Source organism: Nocardioides sp. Soil_C_8, assembly GCF_057656315.1.
Window position 1 is genome coordinate 247,194 of record NZ_JBDGKQ010000002.1, and the last position, 24,083, is coordinate 271,276.

30 protein-coding genes, 1 other RNA gene and 1 riboswitch are annotated in these 24,083 nt (G+C 72.2%); of the genes, 12 read left to right on the top strand and 19 right to left on the bottom strand.

Features of this window, described 5'->3' with window-relative positions:
* Positions 1-28: 28 nt before the first annotated feature.
* Positions 29-940, bottom strand: coding sequence for a LysR family transcriptional regulator ArgP (locus AC3A3L_RS11010; protein ID WP_487640066.1), 912 nt, complete (start codon positions 938-940; stop codon positions 29-31).
* A gap of 72 nt (positions 941-1,012) precedes the next feature.
* Here AC3A3L_RS11010 and AC3A3L_RS11015 point away from each other — a divergent pair, with 72 nt between their 5' ends.
* The 3 genes from AC3A3L_RS11015 (at position 1,013) to AC3A3L_RS11025 (ending at position 3,381) form a co-directional block, all read left to right on the top strand.
* Entirely contained in the window at positions 1,013-1,612 is a 600-nt protein-coding gene (locus tag AC3A3L_RS11015; protein WP_487640067.1) for a LysE/ArgO family amino acid transporter, read from the top strand.
* Between the two features lie 96 nt (positions 1,613-1,708).
* The gene (locus tag AC3A3L_RS11020) at positions 1,709-2,158 is read left to right on the top strand and encodes a MarR family winged helix-turn-helix transcriptional regulator (protein WP_487640068.1); all 450 of its coding nucleotides are present in this window, start codon (positions 1,709-1,711) and stop codon (positions 2,156-2,158) included.
* Positions 2,155-3,381 (top strand): MFS transporter, encoded by a 1,227-nt coding sequence (locus AC3A3L_RS11025; RefSeq protein WP_487640069.1) that lies wholly within the window; start codon positions 2,155-2,157, stop codon positions 3,379-3,381. Before AC3A3L_RS11020 ends, AC3A3L_RS11025 begins: the two co-directional genes overlap by 4 nt.
* 113 nt (positions 3,382-3,494) lie before the next feature.
* On the opposite strand, the gene AC3A3L_RS11030 is transcribed toward AC3A3L_RS11025, so the two are convergent.
* Positions 3,495-4,289 (bottom strand): hypothetical protein, encoded by a 795-nt coding sequence (locus AC3A3L_RS11030; RefSeq protein WP_487640070.1) that lies wholly within the window; start codon positions 4,287-4,289, stop codon positions 3,495-3,497.
* A 160-nt stretch (positions 4,290-4,449) separates the two neighbouring features.
* Positions 4,450-5,682 (bottom strand): 4-hydroxyphenylpyruvate dioxygenase, encoded by a 1,233-nt coding sequence (hppD, locus tag AC3A3L_RS11035; RefSeq protein WP_487640071.1) that lies wholly within the window; start codon positions 5,680-5,682, stop codon positions 4,450-4,452.
* A gap of 81 nt (positions 5,683-5,763) precedes the next feature.
* Between hppD and AC3A3L_RS11040 the strand changes: the two genes are divergently transcribed.
* Positions 5,764-6,249, top strand: a complete 486-nt coding sequence (locus AC3A3L_RS11040; protein WP_487640072.1) for an Lrp/AsnC family transcriptional regulator — start codon at positions 5,764-5,766, stop codon at positions 6,247-6,249.
* Here the strand turns inward: AC3A3L_RS11040 and AC3A3L_RS11045 are convergent.
* The gene (locus AC3A3L_RS11045; RefSeq protein ID WP_487640073.1) at positions 6,230-6,745 is read right to left on the bottom strand and encodes a PaaI family thioesterase; all 516 of its coding nucleotides are present in this window, start codon (positions 6,743-6,745) and stop codon (positions 6,230-6,232) included. The genes AC3A3L_RS11040 and AC3A3L_RS11045 overlap by 20 nt on opposite strands.
* Positions 6,746-6,799: 54 nt before the next feature.
* On the opposite strand from AC3A3L_RS11045, the gene AC3A3L_RS11050 reads away from it, so the two are divergent.
* Positions 6,800-7,279, top strand: coding sequence for a winged helix-turn-helix transcriptional regulator (locus AC3A3L_RS11050; protein ID WP_487640074.1), 480 nt, complete (start codon positions 6,800-6,802; stop codon positions 7,277-7,279).
* A gap of 24 nt (positions 7,280-7,303) precedes the next feature.
* Here AC3A3L_RS11050 and AC3A3L_RS11055 read toward each other — a convergent pair whose 3' ends face one another.
* The 4 genes from AC3A3L_RS11055 to AC3A3L_RS11070 are packed head-to-tail and all read right to left on the bottom strand — an operon-like array spanning position 7,304 to position 10,616.
* Positions 7,304-7,939, bottom strand: a complete 636-nt coding sequence (locus AC3A3L_RS11055) for an IclR family transcriptional regulator (protein WP_487640075.1) — start codon at positions 7,937-7,939, stop codon at positions 7,304-7,306.
* A gap of 36 nt (positions 7,940-7,975) precedes the next feature.
* Positions 7,976-9,754, bottom strand: a complete 1,779-nt coding sequence (locus AC3A3L_RS11060; protein ID WP_487640076.1) for a DEAD/DEAH box helicase — start codon at positions 9,752-9,754, stop codon at positions 7,976-7,978.
* Positions 9,751-10,038: a DUF3039 domain-containing protein gene (locus AC3A3L_RS11065; RefSeq protein WP_487640077.1), complete on the bottom strand. Its 288-nt coding sequence runs from the start codon at positions 10,036-10,038 to the stop codon at positions 9,751-9,753. Before AC3A3L_RS11065 ends, AC3A3L_RS11060 begins: the two co-directional genes overlap by 4 nt.
* 23 nt (positions 10,039-10,061) lie before the next feature.
* The gene (locus tag AC3A3L_RS11070; protein WP_487640078.1) at positions 10,062-10,616 is read right to left on the bottom strand and encodes a YqgE/AlgH family protein; all 555 of its coding nucleotides are present in this window, start codon (positions 10,614-10,616) and stop codon (positions 10,062-10,064) included.
* 71 nt (positions 10,617-10,687) lie between these two features.
* Here AC3A3L_RS11070 and AC3A3L_RS11075 point away from each other — a divergent pair, with 71 nt between their 5' ends.
* Positions 10,688-11,347, top strand: coding sequence for a TetR/AcrR family transcriptional regulator (locus tag AC3A3L_RS11075; protein WP_487640079.1), 660 nt, complete (start codon positions 10,688-10,690; stop codon positions 11,345-11,347).
* Here AC3A3L_RS11075 and AC3A3L_RS11080 read toward each other — a convergent pair.
* From AC3A3L_RS11080 to AC3A3L_RS11090, 3 genes are all read right to left on the bottom strand, one after another.
* Complete coding sequence (locus tag AC3A3L_RS11080; protein ID WP_487640080.1) at positions 11,331-12,353, bottom strand: DUF3048 domain-containing protein; 1,023 nt, start codon at positions 12,351-12,353, stop codon at positions 11,331-11,333. The two genes, AC3A3L_RS11075 and AC3A3L_RS11080, sit on opposite strands and share 17 nt — an antisense overlap.
* Positions 12,354-12,511: 158 nt before the next feature.
* Positions 12,512-13,072: a C40 family peptidase gene (locus tag AC3A3L_RS11085; protein ID WP_487640081.1), complete on the bottom strand. Its 561-nt coding sequence runs from the start codon at positions 13,070-13,072 to the stop codon at positions 12,512-12,514.
* Between the two features lies 1 nt (position 13,073).
* Positions 13,074-13,281, bottom strand: a riboswitch (cyclic di-AMP (ydaO/yuaA leader).
* A 110-nt stretch (positions 13,282-13,391) separates the two neighbouring features.
* Complete coding sequence (locus AC3A3L_RS11090) at positions 13,392-14,159, bottom strand: SDR family NAD(P)-dependent oxidoreductase (protein ID WP_487640082.1); 768 nt, start codon at positions 14,157-14,159, stop codon at positions 13,392-13,394.
* 135 nt (positions 14,160-14,294) lie between these two features.
* On the opposite strand from AC3A3L_RS11090, the gene AC3A3L_RS11095 reads away from it, so the two are divergent.
* A complete protein-coding gene (locus AC3A3L_RS11095) occupies positions 14,295-15,389 on the top strand; it encodes a phosphatase PAP2 family protein (RefSeq protein ID WP_487640083.1) in 1,095 nt (364 codons plus the stop codon).
* Here AC3A3L_RS11095 and AC3A3L_RS11100 read toward each other — a convergent pair.
* Complete coding sequence (locus tag AC3A3L_RS11100) at positions 15,350-15,766, bottom strand: HIT family protein (RefSeq protein WP_487640084.1); 417 nt, start codon at positions 15,764-15,766, stop codon at positions 15,350-15,352. The genes AC3A3L_RS11095 and AC3A3L_RS11100 overlap by 40 nt on opposite strands.
* Positions 15,767-15,850: 84 nt before the next feature.
* Here AC3A3L_RS11100 and AC3A3L_RS11105 point away from each other — a divergent pair, with 84 nt between their 5' ends.
* The 4 genes from AC3A3L_RS11105 (at position 15,851) to AC3A3L_RS11120 (ending at position 18,709) form a co-directional block, all read left to right on the top strand.
* The gene (locus tag AC3A3L_RS11105; RefSeq protein WP_487640085.1) at positions 15,851-16,471 is read left to right on the top strand and encodes an MSMEG_6728 family protein; all 621 of its coding nucleotides are present in this window, start codon (positions 15,851-15,853) and stop codon (positions 16,469-16,471) included.
* A gap of 93 nt (positions 16,472-16,564) precedes the next feature.
* Complete coding sequence (locus tag AC3A3L_RS11110; RefSeq protein WP_487640086.1) at positions 16,565-17,275, top strand: excalibur calcium-binding domain-containing protein; 711 nt, start codon at positions 16,565-16,567, stop codon at positions 17,273-17,275.
* Positions 17,276-17,311: 36 nt separating this feature from the next.
* Entirely contained in the window at positions 17,312-17,827 is a 516-nt protein-coding gene (locus AC3A3L_RS11115) for a putative immunity protein (protein ID WP_487640087.1), read from the top strand.
* 9 nt (positions 17,828-17,836) lie between these two features.
* Positions 17,837-18,709, top strand: a complete 873-nt coding sequence (locus tag AC3A3L_RS11120) for a cobalamin-binding protein (RefSeq protein WP_487640088.1) — start codon at positions 17,837-17,839, stop codon at positions 18,707-18,709.
* Between the two features lie 7 nt (positions 18,710-18,716).
* Here the strand turns inward: AC3A3L_RS11120 and AC3A3L_RS11125 are convergent, their stop codons facing one another.
* A complete protein-coding gene (locus AC3A3L_RS11125) occupies positions 18,717-19,199 on the bottom strand; it encodes a GNAT family N-acetyltransferase (protein ID WP_487640089.1) in 483 nt (160 codons plus the stop codon).
* A gap of 49 nt (positions 19,200-19,248) precedes the next feature.
* Here AC3A3L_RS11125 and AC3A3L_RS11130 point away from each other — a divergent pair, with 49 nt between their 5' ends.
* Positions 19,249-19,815 carry a TerD family protein gene (locus tag AC3A3L_RS11130; RefSeq protein WP_487640090.1) on the top strand — a complete coding sequence of 189 codons (567 nt, stop codon included), beginning with the start codon at positions 19,249-19,251 and terminating at the stop codon, positions 19,813-19,815.
* Here AC3A3L_RS11130 and AC3A3L_RS11135 read toward each other — a convergent pair.
* The 6 genes from AC3A3L_RS11135 to AC3A3L_RS11160 form a co-directional block, all read right to left on the bottom strand.
* Complete coding sequence (locus AC3A3L_RS11135; protein WP_487640091.1) at positions 19,812-20,243, bottom strand: DUF6325 family protein; 432 nt, start codon at positions 20,241-20,243, stop codon at positions 19,812-19,814. The genes AC3A3L_RS11130 and AC3A3L_RS11135 overlap by 4 nt on opposite strands.
* Positions 20,240-20,467, bottom strand: a complete 228-nt coding sequence (locus tag AC3A3L_RS11140; protein WP_487640092.1) for an SHOCT domain-containing protein — start codon at positions 20,465-20,467, stop codon at positions 20,240-20,242. The genes AC3A3L_RS11135 and AC3A3L_RS11140 overlap by 4 nt, the downstream gene beginning before the upstream one ends.
* 32 nt (positions 20,468-20,499) lie before the next feature.
* On the bottom strand, positions 20,500-20,997 hold the full coding sequence (locus AC3A3L_RS11145) for an RDD family protein (protein WP_487640093.1): 498 nt from the start codon (positions 20,995-20,997) through the stop codon (positions 20,500-20,502).
* An 11-nt stretch (positions 20,998-21,008) separates the two neighbouring features.
* Complete coding sequence (locus tag AC3A3L_RS11150; RefSeq protein WP_487640094.1) at positions 21,009-21,758, bottom strand: hypothetical protein; 750 nt, start codon at positions 21,756-21,758, stop codon at positions 21,009-21,011.
* A 119-nt stretch (positions 21,759-21,877) separates the two neighbouring features.
* Positions 21,878-22,248: a transfer-messenger RNA gene (ssrA, locus tag AC3A3L_RS11155) on the bottom strand.
* Positions 22,249-22,317: 69 nt separating this feature from the next.
* Complete coding sequence (locus tag AC3A3L_RS11160) at positions 22,318-24,075, bottom strand: hemolysin family protein (protein ID WP_487640095.1); 1,758 nt, start codon at positions 24,073-24,075, stop codon at positions 22,318-22,320.
* Positions 24,076-24,083: the final 8 nt, after the last annotated feature.

Here is a 24,083-nt window from a genome sequence, read left to right on the forward strand (position 1 = left end):
TCTTGTCCGAGCGGCACGGTCCGCCCGCTCAGCCCGCCATCCAGCCGCGCGCGGCACCCACCACCGCGTCGGTGAGGTCGTCGACCAGCGCTGAGCCGAGCCGCCAGTGCTGCCAGAACAGCGGCACCTCGGGCCGGCGTCCCGGCACCAGCTCGACGAGGTCGCCACGGTCGAGCTCGTCGACGACGTCGGACTCCGGGAGGAGACCCCATCCCATGCCGACCCGGATCGCCCGGTCGAACTCGCGCACCGACGGCAGGTAGGTCGCCGGCGGCGCGAGGTGCCGCCGCGTCACCCGGCGGATGAAGTCGTGCTGGAGCGAGTCGTTGCGGTCGAACGCCACGATCGGCGCCTCCGCCAGCGTGCCCGACCCGACGCCGTCGGCGAAGTGGGTGGCGTGGAAGTCGCGGGTGGCGACCGCGGCGTACCGGAGTCGCCCGAGCCGCACCACGCGACATCCCGGCACGGGCTTGGGCTCTCCGGTGATCGCTGCCACCACCTCCCCGCGCCGGAGGCGCTCCGCGGTGCGGGTGTGGTCCTCGCGCACCACCTCGAAGACCACGCGGTGCCGCGACTGCACCTCGGCCAGGGCGTCGACGAACCACCCGTAGAGCGCGTCCGCGTTGACCGCGATCGGGAGGGAGGCGTACGACGTCCCGTCCGCGTCGGCCTCCTCGACGAGCTCGGCGACGGCCTCCCGCTCCAGCAGCTCGGTCTGCGTGGCCAGCCGCACGAGCACCAGGCCCGCCTCGGTGGGCTCCAGCGGCTTCACGCGGTGCAGCAGGACGCGGCCGATCCGGGTCTCCAGCGCCTTGATCCGCTGGCTCACCGCAGAGGGGGTGACGTGCAGCTCGCGGGCCGCCGCCTCGAAGGTGCCGAGCCGCACGGCGACGGCCAGTGTGCGCAGGGCCACAGGGTCGAGCTGGGTGATGTCTTTCATACTTAGACATCCTAATGATTGCTCAGAATCCTTCGCTGGATTGAACATGCGACGCGACCTAGCGTTGTCTTCATGTTCCAGGTTGCTCTCACCGGTCTGCTCACCGGACTCGCCCTCATCGTCGCCATCGGCGCGCAGAACGCGTTCCTCCTGCGTCAGGGCATCCGCGGCGAGCACGTGCTGCCGATCGTGCTGACCTGCCTGATCTCGGACGTCGTGGCGATCACGGCCGGCGTGGCCGGCCTGGGCGTCGTGCTCGAGCGGTGGCCCGCGGTGCTGCCCGTGGCCCAGCTGCTCGGCGGCCTGTACCTGATCGCCTTCGGTGTGCACGCCGCGATGCGCGCGTGGCGCCCGGCGGCGCTCGACGCCGGCGAGTCCACCTCGATGACCGCCGGCCGGGCAGTGCTCCTGACGCTGGCCCTCACCTGGCTGAACCCGCACTTCTACCTCGACGCCGTCCTCATGCTCGGCACCGTGGCCAACAGCTTCGGCACCGACCGCTGGTGGTTCCTCGCCGGCACCCTGCTCGCCAGCCTGCTCTGGTTCTTCGGCCTGGGCTACGGCGCGCGCCTGCTCCGCGGCCTCTTCGCCCGCCCGGGCGCCTGGCGCGTCCTGGACTCGGGCATCGCGGTCGTCATGGGGACCCTCGGCGTGGGGCTCATCGCGCACTGATCGCCTGCGCTCGCACCGCATCGCGCGAGCCGCCCTGTGATCGAGGTCGCAGGGCGGCGTCTGGATGTACATAGGTTTCCTATGTACCTTGGAGCGGTGACCTCCTCGACCGACCCGGACCCGTCGTTCCGCGAGCTCGCGAGCGACCTCGTGGTGCTCTCGGCGCGGTTGACCCGCGCCGTGCGTCGCGAGGTCGAGCACCCGGCCGGGGCTCGTGCGCTGTCGATCCTCGACGAGCTGGGGCCGTCCGGTGTCACCGCGCTCGCCGTCGCCGACCGGTGCAGCCAGCCCACCATGACCGCCACGGTCAGGGGACTGGAGGAGCAGGGGCTGGTGAGCCGGCGCCCCCACCCGACCGACGGCCGGGCCCAGGTCGTCGAGCTGACCGACGCCGGCAACGCCGAGCTCGCGCGCATCCGCCGCCTCAACGCCGAGCTGGTCACCACCCGGCTTGCCGACACCCACCACACCGCCGAGGAGGTCGCCACCGCGGTCGCGGTCATGCGCGACATCCTCCGACCGAACCCCCAGGAGGACACCCTGTGAGCAGCCCGTCGATCCTTCGCCAGCCGCGCGCCGTGTGGGCCGTGGCCTTCGCGTGCGTCATCGCCTTCATGGGCATCGGCCTCGTCGACCCGATCCTCAAGGAGATCGCCGCGCGGCTCGAGGCCAGCCCGAGCCAGGTCTCGCTGCTCTTCACCAGCTACATGGCCGTGATGGGCGTCTCGATGCTGGTGACCGGCGTGGTCTCCAGCCGGATCGGGCCCAAGCGCACGCTGCTCGCCGGGCTCGCCCTCATCATCGTCTCCGCCGCCCTGGCCGGCCTCTCCGACAGCGTCGGAGCAGTGATCGGGTTCCGGGCCGGGTGGGGTCTGGGCAACGCCCTCTTCGTCGCGACCGCCCTGGCAACCATCGTCAGCGCGTCCGCCGGCCCGGTGGGCCAGGCCATCATCCTGTTCGAGGCGGCGCTGGGCCTGGGCATCGCCTCCGGTCCGCTCATCGGCGGCCTCCTCGGTGAGGTGTCGTGGCGTGGACCCTTCTTCGGCGTCTCGGCCCTCATGACCGTCGCGCTCGTCGCGACCGCGTTCTTCCTCCCCGCCACTCCCCCGGCCGGGCGGCGTACGTCGCTGCTCGACCCGTTCCGGGCGCTGCGGCACCGGGCGCTGCTCCTGCTCGCCCTGGTCGCGATCTTCTACAACCTCGGCTTCTTCACCCTGATGGCCGCCGGGCCGTTCGCCCTGCCCACCTACTCGATCATGGGCATCGGCTGGACGTTCTTCGGCTGGGGCCTGCTGCTGGCCGTCACGTCCGTCTGGCTGGCCCCGGTGCTGCAGCGCCGCTTCGGCACCCTGCCCACGCTCACCGCTGTCCTCGCGCTCTTCTCGCTCGACCTGGCCGCGATGGCCCTGGGGGCGGGCCACGAGACGGTCGTGACCGCCGGCATCGTGGTCGCCGGAGCCTTCCTGGGAGTGACGAACACGCTGGTGACGGAGGCCGTGATGGGTGCTGCTCCGGTGGATCGGCCGGTCGCCTCCGCCGCCTACTCCTTCGTCCGCTTCACCGGCGGTGCCGTGGGACCGTTCGTCGCCCTCAAGCTCGCCGAGCGGGTCGACCTGCACGCGCCGTTCTGGTTCGGTGCCGCCGCCGTGGCGGTCGGCGTGGTCGTCGTGGCTGCGGGCTCGCGCACCATCTCCTCGGCCCTCGCGTCCGACCCGACGCACCACGGCGTCGTCGAGGCGGAGAGCGAGCTCGTCGGCGACCTGGCGTAGTAGCGTCCTCCCATGCCGTGCGACTACTGCGGGGAAGAGTTCGACCCCATCTCGACCCGCTGGCTCTGCCCGCACTGCCACATGAAGGCCAACTGCTGCGACGGAGCGCCGCTCTAGCCGGCGAGCCCGCTCCCCTGCTCGGCGAGCGCCTCGCCGAGCCGCGCGATCGCGACCGGCCCGACGCCGTGCATCGCGGCCAGCTGCGCGGCGCTGTACGACGCCGCCTGCTCGAGCGTCGTCACGCCCACCTCGCGCAGGGCGCGGGTGGCGGGCGCACCGATGTTGCGGGGCAGCGGGGTGCCCTGCTCACGAGGGGCCCGCACCCGGGGCTCCGGCAGGCCGGCGTCGACGACCGCCTCGCCACGCGGCGAGAGCAGGTAGCCGATCGCCAGCGACTCGGTGAGGCCGAGCTCCTTGAGCTTGCGGACGTCCTTCTTGAAGTCCTGCGTCTCCCGGCCCACCTGTGCCGCCAGGTCGGGCGCGCGGACAGTGGGGTTGCGGTCGATCAGGTCGAGCGTCTCCCGCGTCCACGCGCCGTACGACGACGCCGCGTCGAGGCGGTCGAGCCGGGCGTTGATGGTCGCGAGCTCGTCGGCGTCCGGGACGGTGGCCCGGAGCGCCTCGCGCGGGTCCGGTCCGGCGTACGCCAGCCCGATCCGCCAGGCGGGGTCCTCCGAGCGCGCCGCCAGTCCCTGCTTGAGCGCCGCCAGCGACGGCGCACCGGCCCGGCGGGCGTCCTCCGCCCGCAGGACCGAGACGCTGACCTGCTCGAGGCTCGTCACCTCGATCACCCCGACCCCCGTGCGCATCCGGGTGCCGACGACCACGCGCGGCTTCGCCCATCGGCGGAACGCCAGGTCGATCGTGCCCGCCTTGATCGCGGCCAGCTCGGCCGGTCGGATCATCATGGGTCCAAGCCTAGGAGAACGCGACGAGCGGTGAGTGAGACAGCTTTCCGAGGCCCAGAACCTGCGTCACTCACCGCTCGGTGTGCGGACATGCGACGAGCGGTGAGTGAGACATGGTTCCGGGCTCCGGAACGTGTCTCACTCACCGCTCGGGTGGGACCTACAGGTTGCCGCGTGCGTCCTGCTCGCGCTCGATGGCCTCGAAGAGCGCCTTGAAGTTGCCCTTGCCGAAGCCGAGGGAGCCGTGGCGCTCGATGAGCTCGAAGAACACGGTCGGCCGGTCGCCGAGGGGCTTGGTGAAGATCTGGAGGAGGTAGCCGTCCTCGTCGCGGTCGACGAGGATGCCGCGCTTCTGCAGCTCCTCGATCGGCACGCGCACCTCGCCGATGCGGGCGCGCAGCTCGGGGTCCTCGTAGTAGGAGTCAGGGGTGTTGAGGAACTCCACGCCGTTGGCGCGCAGGGCGTCGACGGTGGCGAGGATGTCGCCGGTGGCGAGGGCGAGGTGCTGGGCGCCCGGGCCGTTGTAGAACTCGAGGTACTCGTCGATCTGCGACTTCTTCTTCGCGACCGCGGGCTCGTTGAGCGGGAACTTCACGCGGTGGTTGCCGTTGGCGACCACCTTCGACATGAGCGCCGAGTAGTCGGTGGCGATGTCGTCACCGATGAACTCGGCCATGTTCACGAAGCCCATCACCTTGTTGTAGAAGGTGACCCACTCGTCCATCCGGCCGAGCTCGACGTTGCCGACGATGTGGTCGAGGGCCTGGAAGAGGCGCTTGGGCTGGCCGTCCTTCTTCTCCCAGCGCGGCTGGACGGCGACGTAGCCCGGGAGGTACGGACCGGCGTACGTCTCGCCGTCGACGGTGCGCTGCACGAGGGTGTGGCGGGTCTCGCCGTAGGTCGCGATCGCGGCGACGCGGACCTTGCCGTGCTCGTCGGCGACGGTCTCCGGCTCGACCAGGACCTTCGCGCCGGCCTTGCGGGCCTGCGCGATGCACTGGTCGACGTCGGGGACCTCGAGGGCGATGTCGACGACGCCGTCACCGTGCTTGGCGTGGTGGGCGATGAGGTCGCTGTCGGGCGCGACCGCGCCGCTGAGGACGAACTTGATCGAGCCGGACTTGAGCACGTACGACTTGTGGTCGCGGTTGCCGTTCTCCGGGCCGGAGTAGGCGATGAGCTCCATCCCCCACGCAGACGCGTAGTAGTGGGCAGCCTGGGTGGCGTTGCCGACCACGAAGCAGATCGCGTCCCAGCCGGTCACGGGGAACGGGTCGGCGTCGGCGTCGTACTCCACGAGGCCGACGAGCTGGCGCAGCTGCTCGAGGGAGAGGTCGGCCTTCATCTCGTCCACGGTCAGGGCGCCACCGGTCGAGGCGATGTCAGTCGTCATGGGTCGAACACTGCCGAGTTGCGGCAACGTGTGCAACAGTACGACGAAACGTCGGACAAGTTGCACAGTCGAGGGGCGCAGATGGACGAGATCGATGGCAAGGTGATCGACCTGTTCGCCGCCGAGCCGAGGATCGGCGTGCTCGAGGCGAGCCGACGTCTCGGCATCGCCCGCGGCACCGTGCAGGCACGGCTCGACAAGCTCGTGGCGGCCGGCGTGATCACCGGGTGGGGACCCGACCTCTCCCCCGAGGCGATCGGCTTCCCCGTCACCGCGTTCCTCACCCTCGAGATCCGCCAGGGCTCGGCCGAGCGCGGCGGCCACGACGCCGTCGCCACCCACCTCGCCGGCATCCCCGAGGTGCTCGAGGCCTACACGATCACCGGCGCCGGCGACATGTGGGCGCGCGTCGTCGCCCGTTCCAACGCCGACCTGCAGCGGGTCATCGACCTGGTCCTCACCGAGCCGGGGATCGACCGCTCGACGACCGTGATCGCACTGGCCACGCAGATCCCCTACCGGGTGGTCCCCCTGGCGCGCGCGGCGGTCAGTCCCCCGCCCGCATGATCATGCAGGTCGACGTCGCGTGCGCGACCAGCCGGCCGGCCTCGTCCGTCAGCTGCGCCTGGGCCAGCGCCGTACGACGCCCGCGCTGGATGACCGTGCCCTCGCAGGTCAGTAGGCCCGAGTCGACGGTGACCGGCCGGAGGAACTTCACGGTCAGGTCGACGGAGGTGTAGAGCTCGCCGACGGCGAGCGTGGTGTGGACCGCGCAGGCGGCCGCCGTGTCGAGCATCGTGGAGATCACGCCGCCGTGCACCGTGCCGAGCGGGTTGTAGTGGAAGTCGGCCGCGGGCATCTCCACCACGACCCGGCCGGGCTCGGGACGCATGTCGGTGAGCCCGAGCGTGTCCATGATCGGCGGTCGCGGCAGCTCGCCGTCCCGCATCGCCTGCAGCTGCTGCAGCCCGTCGAGCTCGAGCAGGCGGGACACGTCCGCCTGGCCGGGCGAGGCCCAGGTGAAGGTGCGGCTCTCGGTCCTGAACTGCTGGGTCTGCGTCATGGATCCAGCCTCGCACCGGTTGCTGAGTCTGTCAACGAGACCTAGGGTGGGGTCATGAGCGCCTCGCCCGCCGCCCTCCAGTGGTCCACCGACAACTGCACGGTCGGCCGCACGATGGAGGTGCTCGGCGAGCGCTGGAGCATGGTCGTGCTGCGCGAGGTCTTCAACGGCGTACGCCGCTTCGACGACATGCGGCGGCACTCGGGCATCCCCCGCCAGGTGCTCACCAACCGGCTCGCCGTGCTCGTGGACGCAGGGATCCTGCGACGTGAGCCCTACCGCGAGCCGGGCCAGCGCGAGCGCCACGAGTACCGCCCGACCGACAAGGGCTTCGACCTCTACCCCGTCCTGGTCGCCGTGCGGGCGTGGGGCGACCGCTACCTCGCCGACCCGGAGGGCTCGCCGGTCGAGTTCGAGCACGTCGGCTGCGGCGCCGAGGTCGAGGTGGTGCTGCGCTGCGCCGAGGGCCACGAGGTCACCGGCCGCCGCGACGTCGCCACCCGTCCCGGCCCCGGCATCAAGCCGTTCGCCTGACCGCGGTCGCCCGAGCGCCGTCGGTCACCGCATCCGCTCGGCGACGGCCGCCGCGGCAGCGATCACCTGCGGCGCCACGACGTCCTCGTCGATGGCGCCGTCGAGCGTCACGATCCCGACGCTGGCGCGGAGCCCCTCGACGCCCCGCACGGGGGCGGCCAGGCCGCGGGCGCCGGTCTGCAGCTCGCCGCTGGTGACGGCGTACGCCGCCTCGTCGCCCTCGACCAGCCCGATGGCCTTGCCGGCCGCGCCCTGCGTCAGCGGGTGGCGGGCGCCGACGCGGTAGGACACGTGGAAGTCGGTCCACGACGGCTCGACCACGGCCAGTGCGAGCGCCTCCTCGCCGTCGGCCACGGTGAGGTGCGCGGTCGAGCCGAGCGACTCCGCGAGCCCCCGCAGCACCGGCATCGCGAGGTCCCGGAGCAGGGGCTGCACGCCGCTCGCCAGGTGCAGCACGCCGAGGCCCACGAAGAGCCGGGAGCGTGCGTCGCGGCGGACCAGCCCGTGCTGCTCGAGGGTGCTGATCAGGCGGTAGACCACGGTGCGGTTGACCTCGAGCCGGTGCGAGACCTCGGTGACCGTCAGGCCCTCGGGGCTCTCGGCGAGCACGCGGAGCACCCGCAGGCCGCGGTCGAGCGTCTGCGAGGTCTCGGTGGGCACGGGCCCACTATGGCAGTCCGGAGGCGGGGAGGTCGTTCAGGAGGTCTTGCGCACGGCCCACTCGCGGATCCGGTTGATCCGCTCGTGCAGCTGCTCGGCGTTGGCGACGGCCGCGGGCGGCCCGCCGCACTCCTTGCGGAGCGCGTTGTGGGTGATGCCGTGCGCCTGACCGGTCCGGTGGTGCCAGGCCGCGACGAGGCCGTTGAGCTCGCGCCGCAGCACGCCGAGCTGCTGGTGGGTGCTGAGCTCCTGCACCGAGTCGACGACCCGGTCGACGACTCCGTCGGACTTCTGCTTGCGGGCGCGCTCGCTCTGCCGGGAGTGCAGCAGCTCGCGCACCTGGTCGGGCTCGAGCAGGCCCGGGATGCCGAGGAAGTCCATCTCCTCCTCGGACCCGACGTGCACCTCGCCCGAGTGGCCGAACTGGGCGCCCTCGTAGAGCACGTGGTCGAACGACGCGGTGGACCCGAGCGCCTCCCACGACATCTCGAGGTCGTCGGAGGCTCCGTCCTCGGCGTTCGCCGCGGCGAGGAGGTCCTCCTCGGCGGCGAAGATGTCGTCCTCGTCGGTGACCCGGCGGCCGAGGACGTGGTCGCGCTGGGCCTCCATGTCGGAGGCGAACTCGAGGAGGTGCGGCACCGACGGCAGGAAGACCGACGCGGTCTCGCCGCGGGACCGGGCACGCACGAAGCGGCCGACGGCCTGGGCGAAGAACAGCGGGGTCGACACGGTCGTGGCCCAGACCCCGACCGCGAGGCGCGGGACGTCGACGCCCTCCGACACCATCCGGACCGCGACCATCCAGCGGTCCTCGGAGGCGGTGAACTTCTCGATCTTCTTCGACGCGCCCTTCTCGTCCGAGAGCACCACGGTGGGCGACTCGCCGCTGATCTTCTTCAGCAGCGCGGCGTAGGCGCGCGCCGACTCCTGGTCGCCGGCGATCACCAGCCCGCCGGCGTCGGGCACGTGGCGACGTACCTCCGACAGGCGCCTGTCGGCCGCCTCGAGCACCGCCGGGATCCACGACCCGCGGGGGTCGAGGGCCGTGCGCAGCGCCTGGGCGTGCATGTCCTTGGTGAGCGGCTCGCCGAGGCGGGCGACGACCTCGTCGCCGGCACGGGTGCGCCACTGCATCTCACCGGAGTACGCCATGAAGAGGACGGGGCGGACGACGTGGTCGGCGAGCGCGTGGGCGTAGCCGTAGGTGAAGTCGGCCGCCGAGGTCGGGATGCCGTCGTCGCCGGGGGCGTAGCTGACGAACGGGATGGGGTTGATGTCGGAGCGGAACGGCGTACCGGTCAGCGCCAGCCGGCGGGTGGCCGGGTCGAACGCCTCGCGCACGCCCTCGCCCCACGACAGGGCGTCACCTGCGTGGTGGATCTCGTCGAGGATCACCAGCGTCTTGAACCGCTCGGTGCGGATCCGCATGGCGAGCGGGTTGACCGCCACGCCGGCGTAGGTGACCGCGATCCCGACGTAGTCGTCGGACGTCCTGCCCTTGCCCGCGGAGTAGGCCGGGTCGATCGGGATGCCGGCGCGCGCGGCCGCCTCCGCCCACTGGGTCTTGAGGTGCTCGGTGGGCGCGACGACGGTGATCCGGTCGACGACGCGACGGCTGAGCAGGTCGGCCGCCACGGTCAGCGCGAACGTCGTCTTGCCGGCGCCGGGCGTCGCCACCGCGAGGAAGTCGCGCGGCTGCCCGGCCTGGTACTTGTCCATCGCCGCCTGCTGCCAGGCGCGGAGGGAGGGCGCGGTGCCCCAGGCGGCCCGGTCGGGCCACGCGGGAGGCAGCGGCGCGTCAGGCCGCCCCGTCACGCCTCGGGACCCGAGCCGTCGGAGCCGTCGCCACCGGACTTGCCGGGGTTCATCGACTCCCAGATCTCCTTGCACTCCGGGCAGACCGGGTACTTCTCGGGGGCGCGCGAGGGCACCCACACCTTGCCGCACAGCGCGATCACGGGGGTGCCCATGACCATGGCCTCGGTGAGCTTGTCCTTGGGCACGTAGTGCGAGAACCGCTCGTGGTCACCCTCGTCCGTCGGGACGGTCTGACGCTCTTCGATCGTCTGGGTGCCCGGCGAGAATCCGATGGTGCTCATGATGGAAGAGCCTAACGCGGGGATCAGTTCAAGTCGGGATCGACGGGGCGGTTCACGTGCCAGGCGAGCATGCCGGGCTGGCGTCGCATCACGTCACGCCACAGGCCGCTGGGGTCGTCGCGGAACGCGTCGGCGGCCTCGCTCGTGACGACGTACCAGCTGCCCTCCTCGACCTCGCCGTCGAGCTGCCCCGCACCCCACCCGGCGTAGCCGGCGAAGACCCGCATCGCGGTGAGCGTGCCGTCGACGAGCTCGGTCGGGGTGTCGAGGTCGACCATGCCCAGCAGCCCGGCGACCGGCCGCCACCCGACGGGCGGGTCCTGCGGGTCCCGGAGCGCCCCGACGGCGAGGGCGCCGTCCGTGCCGACCGGTCCGCCGCGGAAGAGCACCTCGGGCTCCGCGACCACGTCGCGCCACGGCTCGAGGACGTCGGCGACCAGGATCTGGGAGGGACGATTGAGGACGACGCCGAGCGCCCCCTCCTCCGTGACGTCGAGCAGCAGCACGACCGTGTCGGCGAAGTTGGGGTCCTGCAGGGCCGGCGTCGCCACCAGCAGCATCCCCGATGCGAGCTGCATGGGAACCACTATGGCCGGTCCCGCGCCGCGACACACCACCCACGTGAGCCCGGTCACCTAGCATGCGATCCATGGAGACCCGGCGGCAGCGCTACTCCGAGGCCACCAAGCAGGCGCTCGTCGAGGTCGCCGAGCGCCTCTTCACCGCGCACGGCTACTCCGCCACGTCGCTGGACGCCATCGTCGCGGGCGCCGACGTCACCAAGGGCGCGCTCTACCACCACTTCAGCGGCAAGCAGGCCGTCTTCGAGGCGGCCTTCGAGCGGGTGCAGTCCCGGGCGACGACGGCGATCGTCGACGCCACCGCCGAGCACCAGGACCCGTGGGACAAGGCGCAGGCCGGGCTGCGGGCCTTCCTCGAGGCGGTCCAGGAGCCCGGCTACCGCCAGGTCGTCGTCTCCGACGGCCCCTCGGTCCTCGGGCACGAGCGCTACCGCGAGCAGGAGGAGCGCTCGACGTACGCCCTCGTCGACGAGATCGTGCGCTCGGTGCTGACCACCGAGGACTCCCTGCACGACGGCTCCGGGCTCGACGACGCGATGCTCGACACCTTCACGCGCATCTTCTTCGGCGCGATGTCGGCCGCAGGGGGCGCGGTCGCCGTCAGCGACGACCCGGCTGCCGCGGCCCTGCGGGTCGAGGCGGCCATCGGCGTCATCCTGGCCGGCCTCCAGCGTCTCCTCGACGAGGACGCCGGAGCGGCGGTGTCGGGGGCTACTTCGCGAACGTGACGTTGCCGTTGACGGCCGGGACCAGCTCGACCCACACGTGGCCGGCGGGGACGGTCAGGTCGCCACCCTTGGTGGAGAGCTCGATCGCGCCGGTCAGACCGTCCTTGGTCCACGTGCCCTTCACGACGCGGCCGCCGTGGAAGAGCAGCGCGGCGCCCTTGCCCTCGAACTTGGTCTCGGGGACGGGGTAGCCGGCCGGGTCGCGGTAGCCCGCGTCACCGACGCGCACCCGCAGGACGAGGACCGAGTCGGCCGGGAACTGGTCGCCCTGGGCGGCGTAGGAGTCGGTGTTGACGTAGCCGCCCTTCTGGAACTGCCAGCTGGTGGAGTGGGCACCGAAGTCGGCGGTGAGCGTGCTGGCCTTCGCGCCCTTGGGCAGGTCGGCCTCGTCGCCCCACGGGAGGTACGGCGGCGGCTCCTCGTCGGCCTTGAGGCCCTTGGCGATGTTGCCGAGGTGGGCGAAGAGGTTGTACGGCGCGGAGCGCGACGTCTCGCGGTAGACGTTGGCGTCGCCCTCGGTGATCCACGGGATCCCGGCGCCGTTGATGCGCTTGATCGTGATCGGGGCCGCGCCGCTGGTCACCACCGTCGCGCCCTCCGGCACGATGCCGATGTCGCTGGCGCGCATCGAGCGGACCGGGCCGATGGCGGCGGGCACCTTGGAGTAGTAGAAGGCCGCGAGGCGCGTGTAGCCGCCCTCGACGAGCTCCTCGACGACGAGGTCGGCCGAGCCGAGACCCACCTGGGGGGCGCTGGAGGAGGTGTTGTCGACCTTCGTGACGACGACCGGGTGCTTGGGTGCGTCGCCCTTGCGCTCGAGGCCGGTCAGGGGCCAGTACGACGGCTCCGGCGGCTCGGTGGTCTCGGAGGCGGTCGGCTCGGAGGACGCGGAGGCGCTCGGCGCCGGGTCGTCGTCGCCGCCGCTGCAGCCGGCGAGGAGCAGCGTGGCTGCCGCCAGGGCGGCGGCGATCGCTCGGGGCGACGAGAGGTGGCGACGGTGACGCACGGGGTAACTCCGATCGAGCGGGGGTGTCGAGCCGGTGGCTCGGGTGGTCCTCTGGAAAGTCTGGGGGCGCGCCTCCCCCGATCGGGGAGGCGCGCCACAGGGTAGATCAGCAGGAAGTACCTACCAATCCGAGCCTGTCACCCGGGTGCGGACGCCGCTCAGGCGCGGCGGACGGTCCCGGCGAACCACGCCGACGTCCACGGGACGGCGACGCGTACGCGCTGTCCCGAGCCCGGCGAGTGGACCATCACGGCGTGCCCGTGCGACCAGCGCAGGAAGATCGCCGCGTGGTAGACCCCGCCGCCGCCGTAGAAGAACATCATGTCGCCGGCGCGCAGGTCCTTCTTGGCGATGCGGCGGGCAGCGCCCGCCTGGGCACTCGACGTGCGCGGCACGGACAGGCCGGCACGGCTGTAGGCGTAGCGGACCAGGCCGGAGCAGTCGAAGCGGTCCGGGCCGGCGGCGCCGTACGCGTAGGCGTCGCCGCGCTGGTTCATGGCGATGTTGCGTGCGGTGAGCACGCGGTTGGCCACCCGACGCTTGGCGGTGGTGCGCGCCTTCTTCTGCGTCGTCTTCGCGGTGGTCGTGGTGGAGGTGTTGTCGGACGTGCTGCCGCCGGTGGCGGCGGTTGCGGGGAGGGCGCTCATCGTCGAAGCGGTGAGGCCGATCCCGGCGAGTGCGAGCGCGAGGGCTCGCCCCTTGCGAGGGGTCGCAGGCATGGATGTTCCTTTCCCACGCCTGTGAGGTGAGCTGTCGGGCTAGGGCTGGAAAGTGCCCTGCCACCGTGCTCCCGTCGTGCTGCTGGAAGGCTGGCGACTTCGCCCCGAGCCGGTCGGACGACCGGCGGTGGAACCTGTGGGTCCCCCACTCCTGCCCCGGTGTGTCTCGGGGGTCGTCCCGGCCGGGCAGGACTCGGCGTAGTCCGGGACGGTTGGGTCTCTCGACCGCCATCCAAGGTGACAGACGACCCCGGGGGACGCAAACCGGCCACGGTCCCCCAGCGGGAGTCCGTGGCCGGGATCACGCCGGGACCGGGGCTCAGCCCAGCTTGCGGCCCCCGTCGACGTACAGCGTCTGACCGGTGATGAACGACGCCTCGTCGCTGCACAGGAAGGCAGCCGCAGCGGCGATGTCCTCGGGCTGTCCGACGCGCCGCACGGGCGTCGCCTCGGCGTTGAGGCGCTGCAGCTCCTCGGGCTCCATCTTGAGCCGGCGCGCGGTCGCGTCGGTCATCTCGGTGACGATGAACCCCGGCGCGATGGCGTTCGCGGTGACGCCGAACGGGCCGAGCTCGATGCCGAGCGTGCGGGTGAGGCCTTGGATGCCCATCTTGGCCGCGGAGTAGTTGGCCTGGCCGCGGTTGCCGAGCGCGGACACGCTGGAGAGGTTGAGGATCTTGCCGTACTTCTGCTCCACGAAGCGGGACTGCGCGGCCTTGGTCATGTTGAAGACGCCCTTGAGGTGGACGTTCATCACCAGGTCCCAGTCCTCCTCGGTCATCTTGAAGAGCAGGTTGTCGCGGGTGATGCCGGCGTTGTTGACCAGCACGTGGATCCCGCCCAGCTCGTCGACCACGCGCTGCACGGCGGCCTCGGCGGCGGTCGCGTCGACGACGTCGCACCCGATGCCGACGGCGCGGGCACCCTCGGCGAGCTCGAGACGGCCGGCGGCCTCCTGGGCGGCGGCCTCGTCGAGGTCGAGGATCGCGATGGAGGCGCCCTCGCTCGCGAGGCGCTGGGCGATGCCGAAGCCGATGCCTCGCGCTGCTCCGGTGATGACGGCGACGCGGCGGTCGTAGCGACCCATCTCGATGACTCCTCAGGCTCGGTGACGTCTTCGTCCGTGAGGGTAGTGCGTGGGTCCCCCGGGACCTCACCCGACTTGTGGAGATCCGGTGCAGCACCCTCGCGCCGACGCGGCGGTTGCCCTAGCGTGCCAAGCATGGGACGGGGGTACTTCCGCGGCGCGATGGGCGTCGCCGTTGCCATGGCGCTCGCCACGTGGGTCGTCGCGGCCGCCTACGACCTGCCGGTGCGCGACCCCGACGGGGTCTCCGTGCCGACCTGGGTGCGGCTGCCGCTGATCGTGCTGGCCGCCGTGCTCCTCGACGTCGTCGCGCGCTGGGCGACGTACCTCCGCTCGACGCCGCGTCCCGGCGCCTGGGCGGCGCTGCGCACCGTGGTCCGCGCGCGGTGGACGCGGGAGCAGGTCTGGTTCACCGTGAGCGGGCTGGTGGCGTGGTACGTCACCTACGTCACGTTCCGCAACTTGAAGGGCTACCTCCCGTTCGTCAACGACCGGCTGTGGGACACCGAGCTGCACCGGCTGGACCGGCTGCTGTGGCTGGGCCACGACCCGGCCGTCGTCCTGCACAACGTGCTCGGCACCGGCTGGGCCGCCTGGCTGCTGTCCGGGGTCTACGTGCTGTGGATCGGGCTGGTCCCGGCGGCGCTCGCGATCGCGCTCGTGTGGACCCGGCGCTCCATCACCGGCGCCCTCTACGTCACGGCCGTGTCGTTCAACTGGCTGATCGGCGTGGCCGTCTACTACCTCGTCCCGTCACTCGGCCCGATCTACTCCCGCCCGCAGGAGTTCGCCGGCCTGCCGCACACGTTCAACACCTCGGTGCAGGAGCTGCTGCTCGACGACCGCGTCGCCGTGCTGAGCGACGTCTGGGACACCCGCGCCGTGCAGACGGTCGCCGCCTTCGCGTCGCTGCACGTGGCCATCACGATCACCACCTGCCTGGTCGCCGAGCTGCTCCGGTTGCCCCGCTGGGTCCGCCTGTCCGGCTGGACCTTCGCCGCCCTGACGTGCCTGTCCACCGTCTACCTCGGGTGGCACTTCTTCGTCGACGTCCTCGGTGGCTTCGCCGTCGGCACGCTGGCTCTCGTCCTCGCCGCCTGGACGACCGGTCACCCGCTCCGACGCCGCGACCGGCCGTGGTCGCTCGGCGAGGCGCGGGCCCGCGAGGAGGAGCAGCTCGCTCCCGACGGTCAGGACGACGCGAGGGCGTCGCGCAGCCGCTCGGCGTAGGTCGCCGCCTCGCCGTCGCCGTACTTCGTGCGGGGCCAGAAGAAGCCCCGCAGGCCGTCGCCCTTGGTGCGCGGCACCACGTGCAGGTGGAGGTGCGGGACGGACTGGCTGACCGTGTTGTTGATCGCCACGAACGAGCCCTGCGCCCCGAGCGCCTCCTTGACCGCCGTGGCGAGCCGCTGGGCCGCGGCGAGGAACCCGTCGCGCTGCCCGGCCGGCAGGTCCGGGAGCGTCTCGAGGTGGGTGCGCGGCACGAGCAGCACGTGCCCCTTGAAGACCGGCCGGGTGTCGAGGAACGCCACCAGGTCGTCGGTCTCGAGCACGACGTGACCGGGCACGTCACCCGCGATGATCTGGCAGAACACGCATCCGTCCACGTCACGGATCGTGCCACGCCGTCGGGTGGCGCACCGACCGTCGGGGTGGGGCGCGACGCGTCGCTCGTGCCTAGCCTCGACGGCGTGCAGACGTTCCTCCCCTTTCCGGACTTCGAGGCGTCGGCGCGCGCCCTCGACCAGAAGCGGCTCGGGAAGCAGCGGGTCGAGACCATCCAGGTGGTGCGCGCCCTCACCGTCGCTGACTACGGCTGGGCGAACCACCCGGCCGCGCTGATGTGGAAGGGCTACGAGGAGGCGCTCGGACGCTACGGCTTCGTGTGCTGCGAGGTCTGGCTCGAGCTCGGCTTCGGGGACACCTGCGCCGCCACGATCGCGGCTGACCTCGCCACCGCGGGTGTGACGACGGTTCGGACGCAGGCCGAGCTCGCCGAGGCCGGCGCGCTGCCGCCGTGGCTGGGCGATGCCGACCTCCACCGCAGCCACCGCTCTGCCCTGGTCCGCAAGGACCCCGACTTCTACCGTCCGAGGTTCCCCGACGACCCGGACGATCTGCCCTACGTGTGGCCGGTGCGCTCGCCCGCCGTGCTCGAGGCCGAGCGGCGCCGGGCCGAGAACGCCGTACGACGTGAGCAGCGCGCGGCCGAGCGCCTGCTGCAGGAGGCCGAGCGTGCCCGCCGTCGCCGCAGCCGCGCCGCACGGAAGGGCTGGGAGACCCGACGAACATCTGGCGAGGGCGGCGGGTGACAGACGCCGTTCCGCGACGCCCCGGCACCGACCGGCAGGGCGAGTTGCCGCGTTCCACCCACGGCGGCGCCGCGACGGTGTGAGGCTGGTCCGATGCACCACCAGCTCCTCCGCGCCCTCACGCTCGCCGTCGTCGCCCTGGGCCTCGGCTTCCCGGCACCGGGGCCGGCTTCTGCCGTCGTCGACCGCGACTGCGGCGACTTCGCGAGCCAGGCCGCCGCACAGCACTTCTTCCTGAACGCCGGGGCCGGCGACCCGCACCGCCTCGACGACGACGGCGACGGCGTCGCGTGCGAGTCCAACCCGTGCCCCTGCACAGGTCGCGGCAGCACGGCACCGCAGCAGGTGGCGAGCACGGGCACCACCCAGGGCCATGCCCAGCAGGGCCCGCGCACCCACCGGGAGACCGGCAACGTCGTCCGGGTCACCGACGGCGACACCCTCCGGGTCCGCCTGCGCGGCGGGGCCCACGTGTCCGTGCGGATGCTCGGCATCGACACCCCGGAGCGGGGCCAGTGCGGCGCGGACGCTGCCTCGGCGAACCTCCGGAGGCTGGCACCGGTCGGCTCGACCGTGCACCTGGTCTCCGACCGCACCCAGGCGGCCACGGACCGCTACGGCCGGCTGCTGCGCTACGTGCAGCGGCAGGGCGGCTACGGCGACCTGTCGTTCCGCCAGGCGTGGGACGGATTCACCCGGCCGTACGTCTTCGGCGGCAGGCCCGTCGCCCGGCACCGCGAGTACGTGCGCGCCATCGACCACGCCCGCGACCACGCGCGCGGGGCGTGGCGACGCTGCTGGTGACCATCATCTGCGCCTGACCGGCGCTAGCGTCGGGTCATGATCCTGCCGGCGGTGCGTGACCCGCGCCTGGTCACCATCAGGCGCGGGGGCACGCTGACCGACGACGACCACCACCGGCTCGCGCTGTGGGCCGCCGAGTGCGCGGAGCACGTGCTTCCCCTCTTCGAGGCCGTGCGGCCCGACGACGACCGGCCGCGCGAGGCGATCGCCGCCGCACGCGCCTGGACGCGCGGCGACCTGCCGATGATGCAGTCGCGGGCGCTCGGCGGTCACGCCATGGGCGCGGCTCGCGACCTGCTGGGCGCACCGCGCTTCGCGGCGTACGCCGCGGGGCAGGCCGCCGTCGTCGCCCACGTCGCCGAGCACGACCTGGGCGCAGCGGCGTACGCCATCCAGGCCGCCGTGGCAGCCGCCCCGCGAGGACACGAGGCGGAGACGCGTGCTGCGGAGTGCCGGTGGCAGCGCGACCGGCTCCCCGACGAGGTTCGTGACCTGGTGCTCGAGGACCAGCGGCGGCGCAACGCGATCTGCTGGGACGTGTTCGACGTCTAGGCTCGCGGGATGCGCATCGTCTCCCTCATCCCGTCCGCCACGGAGATCCTGTTCGCGGTGGGCGCGGGTGACGACGTCGTGGGCGTCACGTTCGAGTGCGACCACCCGCCGGCGGCCCGCGAGCGACGCGTGGTCTCGACCTCGGCGATGCCGGAGGGGCTCGGACCCAAGCAGATCGACGACTTCGTCGCCGCGGCCCTCGCCGCGGGCGAGGACCTCTACCGCCTCGACGCCGACGCGCTCGCGGAGCTCGACGCCGACCTCGTCGTCACCCAGGACCTCTGCGCCGTGTGCGCGGTGGACGTCGGCACTGTGGACGAGGCGCTCGGCTTCCTCGGGTGCCGCGCCGAGGTGGCGACGATCGACCCGCACACGCTCGACGAGGTGCTGGCCTCGATCTCCGAGCTAGGACGGCGCACCGGGAACGACGAGCGGGCAGCGGCGCTGGTGTCCGGGCTCGAGGCACGCCTCGCGGCCGTCGCCGACAGCGTCGCCGGGCTCGACCGGCCGCGCGTGCTCGCGCTGGAGTGGACCGACCCGCCCTTCGCGCCGGGGCACTGGATCCCGGAGATGGTCACCCGTGCCGGCGGTGACCCGACCATCGGTGTCGCGGGCACACGGTCGAGCCGCGTCACGTGGGACGACGCGGTGGCCTCGCAGCCCGATGTCGTCGTCTGCGCGCCGTGCGGCTTCGACCTCGACGGCAGCGCGAGGCTCGCGAAGGAGGTCCGCGACCGCTTCCCCGGCGTGCCGGTCTGGGCCGTCGACGCCGACGGCCACTTCGCCCGTCCCGGCCCGCGCCTCGTCGACGGCGTCGAGGTGCTCGCCGGGATCCTGCACCCCTCGGCGTTCCCGCCCTCGGACCACTGCCGCGAGGTCTGACGGTCCTTCAGCCGCGCTCCGGACGCACCAGCACGTCGAACGGCATCCCGTCGCGACGAGCCGCGAACGACCCGACCCGCACGAAGCCGAGCGATTCGACGGTGCGGCGCGCACGCGTGTTGAACGACGCCACCGTCACCCGGAACGCCGGCGGGGCGTACGTCGCCCGACCGAACTCCAGCCCGGCCCGGACCACCGCACGACCGAGGCCCTGCCCCGTGAGCGAGGGCCGCATCCCCCCGCCGGTGTCGAGTGCCGCGTCGTCGTAGTCCCACCCCGGCACCCGACCGTCCGGTCCGAACGAGCGGAACCCGATGAGACGGTCCCCCGCGAGCACCGCGTGGAAGCCGAGCGCCGGGTCGAGCAGCTCGTCGGGGTCCGCGCCCGCCAGGTCGTAGACGTCGTAGGGCGGCTGGTAGCGCCACGTGGCGAGGTCCTCTGCGTACGCCCTCGTGAGCGGTGCGATGCGGATTGCGGCGGGGTCGATCACGCCACCCATCCTGTACGTTCGGAGCATCGTCGAGGCGGAGGTGCGACCCGTGATCGAGCTGTCCGAGGGCCAGGAGCTCAGCGTCACCGGCGAGGACGGGGAGTCCCTCGGTCAGGTGCGGATGGCGGTCGGCTGGGACCACTCCCCCACAGCGGGCTTCATCGGCAGCGGGGCCGCGCCCATCGACCTCGACGCGTCGGCCATCCAGTTCGCCGGCGAGCAGTTCTTCGACCTGGCGTTCTTCAACCACCTCGCCACCCGGGACGGGTCGGTGGTGCACCTGGGCGACAACACCACCGGCAGGGGCGAGGGCGACGACGAGGTGATCACCGTGGACCTGGGTCGCGTCTACCCGCGGGTGGACACGATCCTGTTCATGGTGAGCAGCTACCAGGGCCACTCCCTGGAGTTCATCCGCAACGCCTACTGCCGCCTCGTCGACGACGCCGGCACCGAGCTCGCCCGCTTCACCCTCACCCTCGGGGTGCGCGAGACCGGCCTCATCATGGCGAAGCTGTTCCGGGACGGCCCGGTCTGGAAGCTCCGCACCATCGGGACGGGCATCGCGCTCAAGACGCCGACGGATGACCTCGAGGCGCTCCGGCCGTTCCTCTAGGGCTCTCGCCCCTCGAGCGAGGCGAGCACGCTGCGGTCGGCCTCCGAGAGCCACGTCTCCTCGAGCAGGCTCGCGCCGACATCGCGCAGTGCCTCCGTGAGCGGCGCTGCCCAGAGGTGCTCGACCAGCGCCACGACCGAGACGCCCTGGTCCGGGACGACGTCCGCGAGCGACCAGCCGTCGTCGGCGCCGTCCTCCTGACCGGCGTCGCCGGTGTGTCCGAGCAGCGCGGCAGCCACCTCGCCGTACCCGTCGAGGTGGCCCTCCACCGTCTCCAGCGAGCCGTCGTCCGCGCGCCGCACGACGAGGACGTCCACGAGGCGTACGACGCCGGCCTCGCCGAGGCGGGTCAGCTCCGCGAGCACCGATCCGTCGAACGTCGAGTCCGCCAGGCCCAGCACGAGGACCTGCACCGGTGCCGGGCTCATGCAGGCACCCTCGCGGACAGCGTCGCGAGCTCGTCGTCGGTGATCACGCCGTCGTCGTGCAGCTTGCGCAGCCGGCGGAGGGCCTTCGACGCCTTCGGCGTCACGGCCGACCTGCTCGCCCTCGGCAGGCCGAGTCCCTCGGGAACGGGTTGGCCCGGGTGCTGGAGGGCGTAGATGTGGGCCGGGGTGAGCCGACCTCCGTAGTACGGGACCTGACCGGTCATGGTCGATCGTTGCAGCTGCCGTGGCACGAGGATCACGGCGTACCTCCTTCTCTCGATCCCAGGTGGGCTGGTGGGTGGGTCAGCCAGTCGTAGACCACCGAGGTGCGCAGCAGCAGGTCGTGGACCGACCGCCGGTCGCGGTCGACCGCGCACCACAGCAGGCCGATGGGGAAGACCGCGCACGTCACCGCGCGTACGAGCGAACGGGCGAGGCCGAGCCGGCTGCCGTCCCTGGACGTCACGCGGACCCCCCATAGGTGGTCGCCGAGGGTCCGACCCGCCATCCACCACGCCACGGTCAGGTAGACCACGAGGTACCCGAGGAAGAGGGTCATCGACCACAGGAACGAAGGGTCGGGCATGTGGAAGCTGCGTGGCTCGAGCACGAAACGGGCCCCGACCAGGGCGACGTACGACCCGCCCAGCGCGAGGGCGACCAGCAGGACGTCGACGATGCCGGCCGCCAGACGCGTGACGACGCCGGCGCTGGTGCCCTGGAAGGAACGCGCCTCACGAGGGACGCTCCGCATCTCCTGGTCGTTCACGATGGGTCCGCCGGGGCGGCCCGCTTGCGCCGGCGCCGGAACAGGTGGTTCTCGAGGCTCCGGCTGATGGCCTCGTCGGCCGAGATCCCCGTCATCCGCGCGCCGCGGATGGTCTCCGAGGCCATCGAGCCGGTCGAGTCACGGATGATCGCGGGCAGGTCGATGGCGTCGATCACCTCCTCCACCATCGCGACGAGGTCGATGCGGGCGATCAGGGCATCGAGGTCGATCCTTCCGGCGATCGCGTCGATGTCGACACCACCCACCGCCGCATCGAGGTCCACGTCCGCCACGACAGCGTCGAGGTCGACCCGCTTCACGATCGCGTCCAGGTCGAGCCGGTCGACGACCGCGTCGATGTCCACCGCCCGCACGACCTCGTCGAGGTCGACGTGGTCGATGACGAGCCCGGTGAGGTCCAGGCGGGAGACCACCCGCTCCACGACGACGGGCGCCCAGTGGTCGATCAGGACCTGCGCCACCCGCACCATCTCGGCACGGCGGGCCGCGCCGTGCCGGGCCGCGTCGCCGACCAGCGTCGCCGGTTGCCAGCGCTCGGCGACGAGGCGTGGGCGCCAGAACATCTTCCGGTGCAGCAGGGGCAGGCCCACGACGGCTCGACCCATCGCCACACCGGTGCCGACGACCGCGCCGGCCACCCCCAGCGCGACGTCGAGGACCAGCTGGGGCTCGTGCGGGACGGATGCCTCCACAGGCACCCGTGGCGCTTCCGCCAGGCGCGTCATCCCCCCAGCGTGCTGCGGGGCCGCCGAGGCCGCCTCACCCGGGCAGGATGAGCGAGCCCGGACATGACAGGACCTCCCTGCCGGTGAGACGTGGCAGGGAGGTCCTGTGGTGGTGAGGGGCGTGGAGCTGCGGGGAATCGAACCCCGGTCCTCGAGCGTCGATCCAGGTCTTCTCCGGGTGCAGTCAGTGATGTCGCTTTTCTCGGCCCCGGCGCTCGCACAGACACGTCGCCGACAGGCCCAGTCAGGATCGAGTCCCGGTCACCCCTCCTGACAGAGAGTGACCAGCAAGTCTCCTAGATGAGGCCTGGATCCGGGACGGAGACGGGTGCCCGGTCAGACCCTTCGATCACTGCTCAGGCAGCGAGAGCGAAGTCGTTGCGATTGGTGTTGGCAACTATGGATTTCCAGCGGTCGTTAACGAGATGACGCTGGCTTCTCGACCCGCTTCCCCTGGAACTAACGTCCCAAGTCGAAACCGATCAGCCCCTCTTGTGTTGTCAAGCAGGCCCGAGCCCACGGCTCCAGCCTACTGGTCCCAACCGACGAGCGGCGAACGCTATTCCCTGGGACGCAGCGGTTCGGAGTGCCAGACGTCGTCGTCGAGGCGCCACAGCTGGTGGTCGGTGCTGCCCACCAGGTCGTACGGCACGTCGTTGTCGAAGTCGAGGCCAGCCTCCACGACGGCCTGCTGGTGCCTGGTCCACGCCGCGGCGTGACGCGCCCTCGCGTCGGCCTTCTCCGCGTCGGTCGCACCGGCCGGGGTGAACACGGCGCCGATCGGTGCCTCGAGCCCGATCTCGGCCGGGGTGCCGTCCGGAGCGATCCCGTAGAGCCGCTCGTCGGTCATCCGGTGGCTCGCCCGCACCACGAGCGTCCCGTCGTCGCGCCAGCGGAACCGGACCGACCACCCCTGTCCCTTGAGGTGGCCGTCGCGGTGCGCGGCGACGGCGTCGTCGGGCAGGAACAGCCCCCAGGTGCCGAAGTCATCCGCGAACGCGTGCTGCTGCGGCGTCGGCCCGCCGGACCCCTCCTCCGCCCCACCGGTCTGGGCGGGCGCGGCGTGGAGGCGTACGCGGGTGATGCGGTGACCGTCGACCTCGACCACCTCGAGCTGACGGTCGGCGACGACCACGGAGTCACCGACCTCGCTCATCCGTGCCAGCCGGTGGAGGACGTAGCCGGCGACGGTCTCGTAGGGTCCGTCCTCCAGCTCGACGCCGGTCCGCTCGGCGAACTCCTCGATCGTCAGGCCGGCGTCGACGGTCGTGGGGTCGGCGGACGCCGCGATCTCGGCGTCGGTGTCGTACTCGTCGTGGATCTCGCCGACGAGCTCCTCCATGAGGTCCTCGAGGGTGACGATGCCGTCGGTGCCGCCGTACTCGTCGACCACCAGGGCGATGTGCGCGCCCTGGCTGCGGAGCTGGTCGATGGAGGGCAGCACCCGGTTGGTGCGCGGGAGCACCGGCAGCTCGCGGGCGATCGCGGCGACGGTCGTCGAGCTGTCGTCCGCGCGGCCGAGCACGTCGCGCAGGTGGAGGTAGCCGAGCACCTCGTCGAACGACGTCCCGGTCACCGGGTAGCGGGTGTAGGGCTGCTCGACGATGACGGCCACCGCGTCGGCGAGGCTCATGTCGCCGCGCAGGAAGACGACGTCGCCGCGCGGCTTCATCACCTCGCTCAGCGAGCGGTCACCGGCCTCGAACACGTCGTCGACGAGCTTGCGCTCGCCCTCGGGGATGTCCTCGTGGCCGGAGATCATCATCCGCAGCTCCTCCTCGTCGACCTCGTCGCCGGCGGCGTCGGGGTTGCCGCCGAGGAGGCGGACGAGCAGGTTGGTCGAGAGCGAGAGCAGCCAGATGACCGGTGTCATCACGGTGGCGAACTTGCCGAGCGGCGGCGCGAAGAGCTTGGAGACCCCGACCGAGCGCTGCAGCGCGAGGCGCTTGGGCACGAGCTCCCCGAGCACCAGCGACAGGTACGACACGACGAGCGTCGTCACGACCAGCGACACCGTGTCGGGGGCCGGGAGGCCGAGGCTCTCGAAGGCGGGTGCGAAGGACGGCGCGAGCGTCGAGGCACCGAAGGCGGCGGAGAAGAAGCCGGCCACGGTGACTCCGATCTGCACCGCCGAGAGGAACCGGTTGGGGTCGCGGGCGAGGGACGCCACCGCGTGCCCGCGACCGCCCTCGGTGTCGAGCCGGTCGACCTGGCCGGAGCGCAGCGACACCAGCGCGATCTCGGTCGCGGCGAAGACACCACCCACCAGGATGAACGCGAGCACGAGCAGGACGTCGATCCAGGTACCGGCTTCCACGCCGCCAA